General features: G+C 73.1%; 6 protein-coding genes and 1 pseudogene. 4 read left to right on the forward strand and 3 right to left on the reverse strand.

All coding sequences use genetic code 11. The features are described from left to right. Positions 1 to 149 precede the first annotated feature (149 nt). The gene (pip, locus tag ACSNOG_RS31500; RefSeq protein WP_436756122.1) at positions 150 to 1,118 is read left to right on the forward strand and encodes a prolyl aminopeptidase; all 969 of its coding nucleotides are present in this window, start codon (positions 150 to 152) and stop codon (positions 1,116 to 1,118) included. On the opposite strand, the gene ACSNOG_RS31505 is transcribed toward pip, so the two are convergent. From ACSNOG_RS31505 to ACSNOG_RS31515, 3 genes are all read right to left on the reverse strand, one after another. Then, a complete protein-coding gene (locus tag ACSNOG_RS31505) occupies positions 1,115 to 1,909 on the reverse strand; it encodes an HAD family hydrolase (protein ID WP_436756127.1) in 795 nt (264 codons plus the stop codon). The two genes, pip and ACSNOG_RS31505, sit on opposite strands and share 4 nt — an antisense overlap. 78 nt (positions 1,910 to 1,987) lie before the next feature. After that, positions 1,988 to 2,404, reverse strand: a complete 417-nt coding sequence (locus ACSNOG_RS31510; protein ID WP_436756123.1) for a thiol-disulfide oxidoreductase DCC family protein — start codon at positions 2,402 to 2,404, stop codon at positions 1,988 to 1,990. A 21-nt stretch (positions 2,405 to 2,425) separates the two neighbouring features. Further along, complete coding sequence (locus ACSNOG_RS31515) at positions 2,426 to 3,553, reverse strand: FAD-dependent monooxygenase (RefSeq protein WP_436756124.1); 1,128 nt, start codon at positions 3,551 to 3,553, stop codon at positions 2,426 to 2,428. Between the two features lie 181 nt (positions 3,554 to 3,734). On the opposite strand from ACSNOG_RS31515, the gene ACSNOG_RS31520 reads away from it, so the two are divergent. From ACSNOG_RS31520 to ACSNOG_RS31530, 3 genes and pseudogenes are all read left to right on the forward strand, one after another. Next, on the forward strand, positions 3,735 to 4,808 hold the full coding sequence (locus tag ACSNOG_RS31520) for a TetR/AcrR family transcriptional regulator C-terminal domain-containing protein (RefSeq protein ID WP_436756125.1): 1,074 nt from the start codon (positions 3,735 to 3,737) through the stop codon (positions 4,806 to 4,808). 85 nt (positions 4,809 to 4,893) lie between these two features. Then, positions 4,894 to 5,595: a YoaK family protein gene (locus ACSNOG_RS31525; RefSeq protein ID WP_436756126.1), complete on the forward strand. Its 702-nt coding sequence runs from the start codon at positions 4,894 to 4,896 to the stop codon at positions 5,593 to 5,595. 49 nt (positions 5,596 to 5,644) lie between these two features. Continuing rightward, a pseudogene (locus ACSNOG_RS31530) lies at positions 5,645 to 5,887 on the forward strand (DUF6221 family protein); the annotation flags it as partial. Between the last annotated feature and the right edge of the window lie 278 nt (positions 5,888 to 6,165).

Raw genomic sequence — 6,165 nt, forward strand, 5'->3', positions numbered from 1 at the left:
CCCCTGCGTTCCACAGGGTGGGCACGTCCGGCGGCTCTCCCACGAAGCCCTGCGCTTCGAAGTAGGCGTCGTCGGGGCGGGGAAGCGTCACATGCATTAATGTAACAGCGCTGTTGTATTTGCCGGGACGGAGCAGGAGGCCGAAGCTCATGACCGCCGACGCGGACGGGCTGTACCCCCCGATCGAGCCGTACGAGTCGGGCCTGCTCGACGTGGGCGACGGCAACCTCGTGTACTGGGAGGCCTGCGGCAACCCGGAGGGCAGGCCCGCGCTCGTCGTCCACGGCGGGCCGGGCTCGGGCTGCGGCACGGCGGTGCGCCGGTACTTCGACCCGGGCCGCTACCGGATCGTCCTCTTCGACCAGCGCGGCTGCGGCCGCAGCACCCCGCACGCGAGCGACCCCGCCACGGACATGCGGCACAACACCACCGCCCACCTGATCGCCGACATGGAGCGGCTGCGGGCCCACCTCGGCATCGACCGCTGGCTGCTGTACGGGGGCTCGTGGGGATCGACGCTGCTCCTGGCCTACGCGCAGGTGTACCCGGAGCGGGTCTCGGAGATCGTCGTCTCCGGCGTCACGACCACCCGCCGTGCGGAGATCGACTGGCTCTACCGGGGAGCCGGCCGGTTCTTCCCCGAGCAGTGGGAGCGCTTCCTCGCCGGGGCCGCCGGCACACCGCGCGACGGCGACGTCGTGGCGGCCTACGCGCGCCTGACCGAGCATCCCGACGCGGCCGTCCGGGAGAAGGCCACGGCCGACTGGTGCGCCTGGGAGGACGCGGTCCTCTCCGGCGAGACGGACGGCGCCACCGCTCCCTACACCGGCCGCCCGGCCGCCGCCAGGCTGGCGCTGGTGCGCATCTGCGCGCACTACTTCTCCCACGGCGCCTGGCTGGAGGAGGGCGCGCTGCTGCGCGGCGCGGGCCGCCTGGCCGGCATCCCGGGCGTCCTCGTCCACGGCCGCCTGGACCTGGCCGGTCCGCTCGCCACCGCGTGGGAGCTCGCCCGCGCCTGGCCCGGCTCCCGGCTGGTCGTCGTCGACGGCGCGGGGCACCTGGGGACCGCCGCGACGCGCCGTCACGTGCTCGCCGCCTTGGACGAGTTCGCCGGCTAGGCCGGCGCGAAGAGCCGCTCCAGGACGGCGGCGACCCCGTCCTCCTCGTTGGTCCCGGTGTGCCGCCGCACCGAGGCGAGCACCGCCGGATGGGCGTTGGCCATGGCGTAGCCGGTGCCCGCCCAGGTCAGGATCGTGAGGTCGTTGGGCATGTCCCCGAAGGCGACGACCTCCGCGGCGGGGATCCCCCGGCCCGCGCACAGCCCGGCCAGCGTGCCGGCCTTGGTGACGCCCGGCGCGCTGATCTCCAGCAGCCCGCGGCCGCCCGAGTGCGTGAACTGCGCCTCGGCGCCCGCCGCTTGCTCGGCGGCGGCGAGCAGCAGGTCCGCGTCGAGCCGCGCCGACCAGGCGAGCAGCTTGGCGATGGGGACGTCCGCCGTCCACAGGTCCGCGAGGCACGCCACGGGCGACTCCGCCCCGGCGTCCTCCGGCAGGCGCAGCCCGTACGCCGGCTCGTACAGCACGTTCGACCCGGTCTCGACGGCGAAGCCCACGTCCGGGACGACGGCCGACAGTGCGGCCACGACCTTGCGGGCGACGCCGACGGGCAGGGCGCGGGAGGCGGTGACGGCACGGTCCGCGAGGTCGTACACGAGCGCGCCGTTGCTGCACACGGCCGTCCCGGCGAGGCCCGTCGCGGCGGAGAGCCGGTCGACGAAGCGGGGCGGGCGAGCGGTGACGAAGACGACTTCGGCGCCGGCCGCGGTCGCCGTGCGCAGGGCGCGGAGAGTGCGGGGAGAGAGGCTCTTGTCGTTGCGCAGGAGAGTGCCGTCGAGGTCCGTGGCGATCATGCGAGGGGGCGTCATCGCCCCACGCTACCGGAGGGTTCCGGCACCGCAAGATGTCGCGGCGGTCTGCGAATCCGCAGATCAGCGCCCCGCGTTCGGGGCGCCTGCCCCGGCTCCGGGCCTGCGGTCGGCGGGCAGGGAGCAGGCCGCCGTGCCCCCGGGCAGACGGTGCCGGTTGTCGGCGACCAGCCGGTAGAGGCCGTGCGCGGCCCGGCGCACGCCCGGCAGCGCGAGCACCGCCCCCGCGACGGCCCACCCGCCCCGTGCGCTGAGCAGAAGCCTGGCGACGGCCTGGGCGCCCCCGTACACGGTGCCGCCGGGAGCGATCCACAGCAGCTCGTGCTCGGCCCGCTCCTGCGTGACCCCCAGCGCACCGAGATCCGCGAACTGCCACGCGACGACGTCGCAGCGCGGCCGCACGTACCTCTCGGCCGCACGCATCGAGGTCGTGCAAAAGCCGCAGTCACCGTCGTAGACGAGCACAGGCCTCATTCCCATGGCCCCATCATGCCGCGCCGTTCAGCCGTCGAGCTCGATGCCGTTCTTCGCCTTGTCCATCGACTCCTCCGACCTGTTGCCGCTCGCGTTCTCCTCCGCGAGTGCCTGGTTGAGGGCGACGAACGGCCGCATGCGGGACTCGTAGCGGGCGAAGGCGGCGGTGTGGTCGCCGTTCTCCTGGCGGCCGAGTTCGGTGGCCAGGACGTAGGCGCCCACGAGGGCCAGGCTCGTGCCCTGGCCGGAGAGCGGCGAGGCGCAGTAGCCGGCGTCGCCGGCCAGAGCCACCCGGCCGGTGGTCCAGCGGTCCATGTGGATCCGGGCCATCTCGTCGAAGTAGAAGTCCGGGGCCTCGCGCATGGCCTGCAGGAGCCGCGGCGTCTCCCAGCCGACGTGCGCGAGCCGCTCGGACATCAGCGCCTTCTGCTGCTCGGTGTCGCGGTAGTCGTAGGCGACGGGGTCCGACTTGAAGCCGAGCGTGGCCCTCATCTCACTGTTGTCCCGCACCGGGTAGACGCAGTACGTCGCGGCGCCCTCGGCGGACTCCTCGTTGAGCCATATCTCCCAGTTGTCGAGGCCGAGGAAGTTGGGCGCGCTGAAGACGGTGATGTAGGCGCCGAGGCGCTGGATGAACCGCTCCTCCGGGCCGAAGGCCAGCTGCCGCACCCGCGAGTGCAGGCCGTCCGCGCCCACGACGAGGTCGAAGGTGCGCTCCGGGTCCTGCTCGAAGGACACCCGCACGCCGTCCGGGCCCTCGTCGAGGGCGGCGACGGAGTCGTCGTACAGGAACTCCGCGCCCGCGTCGAGCGCCTGCCGGTGCAGCAGCGCCGTGAGGTCCTCGCGCAGCAGCTCGATGTCCGCGCTGTCGAGGCGGCCGCCGCTCAGGGTCATCTCGTCGGAGCGCCACACCTCCTCGCCCCGGCCGTCGAGCATGGCCATGCCGCGCAGCCGGGTGCGGACGCCGCGCGCCTCCTCCAGGATCCCGGTCCGGTCGAGGACGTCGAGCGCGGCGCCGCGGACGTCGATGGCCTGACCGCCCGGGCGGACGGCGGGGGCCCGCTCGACGACGGTGGCGGCGAGGCCGTGACGGCGGAGCCAGTAGGCGAGCGTGAGTCCGGCGACGCTGGCTCCGGAGATGAGGACGGTCTTCATGGCGAACCCCAGTTCGTCGTGCGTTGCTTTCGCGTGTTGCTTACGCTGTACATCACTGAATGTACGGCGTACGTGCAGCTCTGACAAGCACACTTACCGCTCTGCACTAGTACAGGTGACGTTCAGGGCATGGCAGCCCTGCTAACCTCTGTACTAGTACAGCGAAGAAGGAGACCGTCCCTTGCCCGGCACATCGGTTCCCCCCTACCTCCGCATCGCCGCCGAGCTGCGGCAGCGCATCGCCGATGGCGAACTCGCCCCCGGCGACCGCGTCCCGTCCACGCGGCAGATCGCCGAGGACTGGGGCGTCGCCCTCGCCACGGCCACCAAGGTGCTGACCGTGCTGTGCCAGGAGGGGCTCGTTCACGCCCGGCCGCGCGTCGGCACGGTGGTCGCGGGCGGCCCGGAGCAGCAGCCCGAGCGGCAGCAGCCCGACCTGCGGCAGCCCCACCGCCCCGGAGCGAAGAGCACCACCGGGCCGAAGAGCCCCTCCGGGGCACACCACACCTCCGGGGCGCACAGCACCGCCGCACCCGCACCCGCACCCGTCGTCACCGAACACGAACGGATCCGCGCCCGCATCGTCCGGACGGCCGTCGCCATCGCCGACACCGAGGGGCTGGCCTCGCTCTCCATGCGCGGTGTCGCCGGCCGGCTCGGAGTCGCCGCCATGTCGCCGTACCGCTATGTGAACAGCAAGGACGACCTGGTGCTCCTCATGGCCGACGCGGTGCTCGCGGAGCTCTCCTACCCCGCCGTCGCCCCCGCCGGCTGGCGGCAGCGCCTGGAGACGGGGGCCCGCGCCCTGTGGGCGGTGCACCGCAGACACCCCTGGCTAGCGCACATCGGGCCCCTCACCCGCCCGCTCGCCGTCCCCCGCCTCATCGGCTACTCCGAGTGGATGCTCGGCGCGCTGGACGGCCACGGCCTAGCCCCGTCGACGATGCTCGACGTGAACGTGCTGCTCTACAGCTACGTCCAGGGCACCGCCGTCCACCTGGAGCGGGAGGCCCAGGCCGCGAGCGAGTCCGGCCTGTCCGGGGAGGAGTGGATGGACGCCCAGGCCGCGGCCTACGACGCCCTCACCACCTCCGGCCGGTACCCCGTCTTCGCCCGGGTGATCGGGGCGTTCACCGAGGACGACGGCTACGAACTGCGCCTGGACGAGGTCTTCGAGCTCGGCCTCACCTCGATGCTGGACGGCCTCACCTCGCTGATCGAAGGCCCCGGGGCGAGGCCCGGACGCGGCGCCTGAGGACGCGGCCCGGGCACGGCGCTGAACGGCCCACGGACAGCGCAATCCGGCGCCGGGCCGCCACGGCCCGCCGACAGTGGTATGCGTGAAGCCCCAGCCCGGCGCCGCCCTCACGACGGCCATGGTGGCGCTGACCGTGACGACGGGAATGGTCGAGGCGGTCAGCTTCCTCGCGCTCGGCCCGGTCTTCACCGCCGTCCAGACGGGCAACACGCTCTTCCTCGGCTTCGCGGTCGTCGGATCCGGCGAGTTCTCCGCCGCCGCGTCGGCGGCCTCGCTCGTCGGGTTCGCCGCCGGCGCCGTCCTGGGGGCCCGGCTGAGCTCCCGCGCGGACGCCCGCGGACGGCGGTGGTTCGTGCTGGCGCTCGTCGCGGAGGCCGCGCTGCTGGCCGTCGCGGGGCTGACGGGCTGGAGCGTCGCACGCTTCGGCCACCCCTTGACGCTCCGTCAGTACCTGGTGACGGCCCTTGTCGCGCTGGCCATGGGCATGCGCAACGTCACGACCCTGCGGGCGGGCGTGCCGGACATGACGACCACGGTCATCACCCGCACCATGACCGCCCTCATCGGCACCTCCCCCTTCGGGCTCGACTCCCGGATCCCCTCCGGCACCCGGAGCGAGATCCGCCGCGCGGCGACGGTCGGTGCCATGTTCACCGGCGGGCTGGTGGGTGCGTGGATGCTCCACGAGGCCGTACGCCCTCCCGTCGTCCTGCTGGTGACGGCCGCCTGCGTCCTCGCCGTAGCCCTGGGCCTGGCCTTCGCCCCACGCCACCGCACCCCGTAACACTCCGGCGTGACCGCGCCGTCGACGGTCTGCGCGCCCTCGCGGTCGTGGGTGTCGTGGGCGGTCACTGGATGGTGACGACCCGGCGCCCACGCCGGTACCGGACGGGTACGGCGTCCCGAACGCGCTCCACATCGTCCGTCACCAGCCCGCGCGCGTCCTCGCCGAGGTCGAGGCAAAGCGGCGGATCGTTGATGCTTATGCGGCGGTGCTGAGCGAGCGGGAGGGCCTACGAGGGCACATGCATACCGCGATTGCGGAGGGCCGCGATGACTTCATGCGAATGCACTGACAGGAGAGCGAGTTGATCGAAAGAGCCGGACAACTGGCACCGGTGGTACAAGTCCTCGCGCTTGCCGGGGCCATCGAGACCAGTTCGGCCAGCGCTGCGCAGTAGGACGCCTGAACCACCACGGGCCCGTACCTGTACCTCCGCTACCACTGGGGATCGGCACCGTCACTGTGGCCTCGATCGGCTGTGGCTCCGCCCGTGACCTGCTGAGCTACTGATCGAGGTCCAGATCGAACCAGATCCGGTGCGTGCCGTCGGGGTCGATCGCGATGCCTCCG

Origin of the sequence: Streptomyces sp. URMC 124 (assembly GCF_051386455.1) — a bacterium.
Taxonomy (GTDB): Bacteria; Actinomycetota; Actinomycetes; order Streptomycetales; family Streptomycetaceae; genus Streptomyces.